A 2,942-nucleotide genomic window follows, 5' to 3' on the forward strand; every position below is an offset into this window, starting at 1 on the left:
GCGTGTGGGGGCGGCGGATCGCGAGAGGTGCCTGGCGGTGACGGACCGCGCGAGGCGCCTGGCGGTGACGGACCGCGAAAGGCACCCGGCGGTGACGGACCGCGAGAGGCGCCCGGCGGTGGTGGAGCGCGGGCCGGTGACCCGCACCCGCCCGTGCCCCGGCCGGCCGTCGCCCCGGAGGGCAGGGCCCTGGCCCGCCGGGCCGTCGCCGCCGGGAGCGTGCTGCTCGCCAACCGGGGTGTCCTGCCCCTGGACCCCGGAGGGCTGCGCACGGTCGCCGTGATCGGCGCGCACGCCGCCCGGACCCGTACGCAGGGCGGTGGCAGCGCCGGTGTCTTCCCACGGGAGGAGGTGTCCGTCCTCGACGGCATCCGGGACGCGCTGCGCGGCCCTGCCCGCGTCGTCCACGTCCCGGGCCCCCGTCCGGACGGTCCCGCGCCCCCGCTGGACCACGACGCGTGCACCGACCCGCGCTCCGGGCTGCCCGGCGTACTGCTCAGGATGCTGGACGCCGACGGCCGCGAGCTGTACGCCGAACGACGGCGCGGGGGGCGCCTGCTGGAGCCCCGGCTCGTGCCGGGCGCACACACCGTCGAGATCAGCGCCCGCCTGCGCCCCCGTACCGCGGGCCGCTGGACGCTGGGCGTGGCCGGCTTCGGCCGGATGAGCCTCGTCCTGGACGGACGGCCCCTGCTGGCCGGCGACTTCCCGCCGCCGACCGACGATCCGGCGGTGGTCCACGTCAACCCGCCCGCCCAGTACGCCGAGGCCGACCTCGCCGTCGGCCAGGACGCCCTGCTCGTGGCCCGCCGCGAGCTGGCCCCCGGCACCGGCCGGGCGACGGTCGTCAGCGCGGCGCCGCCCGCCCCGGACGCCGCCGCGTCACTCGCCGACGCGGCCCGCGCGGCCGCCGCGGCGGACGCGGCGATCGTGGTCGTGGGCACCACCGAGCACGGTGAGTGCGAGGGCTACGACCGTACGGCCCTCACACTCGGCGCCACCCAGGACGCGCTGGTCCGCGCCGTCGCCGCAGGCAATCCGCGTACCGTGGCGGTCGTCAACAGCGGTGGCCCGGTGGAACTCCCCTGGCGCGACGTGGTGGGCGCGGTACTGCTCGCCTGGTTCCCGGGCCAGGAGGGCGGCGGCGGACTGGCCGACGTGCTCTTCGGGCACACGGAGCCGGGCGGACGGCTGCCCACCACCTGGCCGGCCGTCCTCGCCGACGCCCCGGTCACCCGCACGCGACCGGCCGACGGCCGCCTCCACTACGACGAGGGCCTGCACATCGGCCACCGCGGCTGGCTGCGCCACGGGCGCACGCCCGCCTACTGGTTCGGGCACGGACTGGGCTACACGGCCTGGACCTACGAGGATCTGACCGTCCCGCCCGAGGCCCGGGCGGAAGACGACCTGACCGTGCGGGTGCGGGTGCGCAACACCGGCGCGCGGGCCGGGCGGGAGGTCGTCCAGGTGTACCTCGCCCGGCCGGGGTCCGCGGTCGAGCGCCCCGTGCGCTGGTTCGCCGGGTACGCGGCCGTCCGCGCACGGCCGGGGGAGACCGTGACGGCGACGGTGCGGGTCCCGGCGAGGGCGCTGCGCCACTGGTGCGTCGAGGAGCGTGCCTGGCGGACGGAGGAGGGCCGCTGGCGGGTGCTGGCGGGCCGGTCGGCGGGCCAGGTGCCGCTGGTCGCGGACCTGGAGGTGAGGGGCCCGGGCGCCGGACGAAGGTGAGGGAGAGCGCTCTACCACGCGCCCGACCTCGCCGGTTAGGGTGCGGGCATGAGCAGACAGGCCCCGACCCTGGAGGACGTGGCCCGGGAGGCGGGCGTCTCCCGGGCCACCGTCTCACGGGTGGTCAACGGCGTTCGCAACGTGGACCCCGCCATCCAGGACCTGGTCCGCCGGGCCATCGAACGGACCGGGTACGCCCCCAACCAGGCCGCCAGGCAGCTGGTCACCCGGCGCACCACGACCGTGGCCCTGGTCGTCTCCGGCGCGGGCGACGCCTCGGACACCGAGCAGAACGCGTTCGCGACCCGGGTGTTCGCCGACCCGTTCTTCGGCCGTGTCGTCGGCGGCGTTGTCGGGCACCTGCGGCCGCGCTCGATGCACCCGGTGCTGATGTTCGCCGAGACGCCCGAGGCGCGGCAGGAGGTGGTGGCATACCTCAGGCAGGGCGGCGCGGACGGCGCCCTGGTCGTGTCCACCCACCCCGACGACCCGCTGCCCGCCCTGCTCGCCGGAGCCGGACTGCCGGCGGTGCTGTTCGCCCGGCCGGGGCGCCCGGTGCCGCTCAGCTACGTCGACCTCGCCCACCGCGACGGCGGGCGGCTGGCCGCCGAGCACCTGCTGGAGCGGGGCTGCCGGAGGATCGCGACCGTCACGGGGCCGCTGGCCGTCGCGGCGAGCCAGGAGCGGCTGGCCGGCTTCCGCGACACCCTCGCCCGGCACGGGCACCCGTACGTCCCGGTGGCCGAGGGCGGCTTCACCGTCGACAGCGGCATGGCGGCGGCGGCTTCGCTGCTGGCCGGACACCCGGACCTGGACGGCCTGTTCACCGCCAACGACCTGATGGCGCAGGGCGCCGTCCAGGTGCTGCGCGACCACGGCCGCCGGGTGCCGCGGGACGTCGCGGTCATCGGCTTCGACGACTCCAGCGTGGCCGTCACCTGCCGGCCCCGGCTGACCACCGTCCGCCAGCCGGTGGAGGAGATGGCGGCCACGATGGCCCGCCTCCTCGACGAACACATCAGGGGCGAGCGCACCGCGCCGACGTCGGTGATCTTCGATCCGGAACTGGTGGTGCGGGACTCGGCGTAGGCGTCACCGCGCCGTCCCGGGCGCCCGTTCACTCCCCCGCGCCGTCACGTCCCCTGCGCCGTCACGCTCCGTGTCGCCCGCCCCCGCGCCCGGGTGCAGCCCGCCCGGCCCCAGTCCTCATC

General features: G+C 77.5%; 1 protein-coding gene and 1 pseudogene. Both read left to right on the forward strand.

Features of this window, described 5'->3' with window-relative positions; genetic code table 11:
- Positions 1–141: 141 nt before the first annotated feature.
- Positions 142–1,731, forward strand: a pseudogene (locus DMH12_RS37995) (glycoside hydrolase family 3 C-terminal domain-containing protein); the annotation flags it as partial.
- Positions 1,732–1,779: 48 nt separating this feature from the next.
- Complete coding sequence (locus DMH12_RS38000) at positions 1,780–2,820, forward strand: LacI family DNA-binding transcriptional regulator (protein ID WP_125495806.1); 1,041 nt, start codon at positions 1,780–1,782, stop codon at positions 2,818–2,820.
- The last annotated feature ends 122 nt before the right edge of the window (positions 2,821–2,942 follow it).

This window comes from Streptomyces sp. WAC 04229, assembly GCF_003947455.1.
Taxonomy (GTDB): Bacteria; Actinomycetota; Actinomycetes; order Streptomycetales; family Streptomycetaceae; genus Streptomyces.

What these genes read in the sequence shown, in the direction of transcription:
- DMH12_RS38000 (WP_125495806.1), top strand. Translation starts at nt 1,780, where the DNA reads ATGAGCAGACAGGCCCCGACCCTGGAGGACGTGGCCCGGGAGGCGGGC.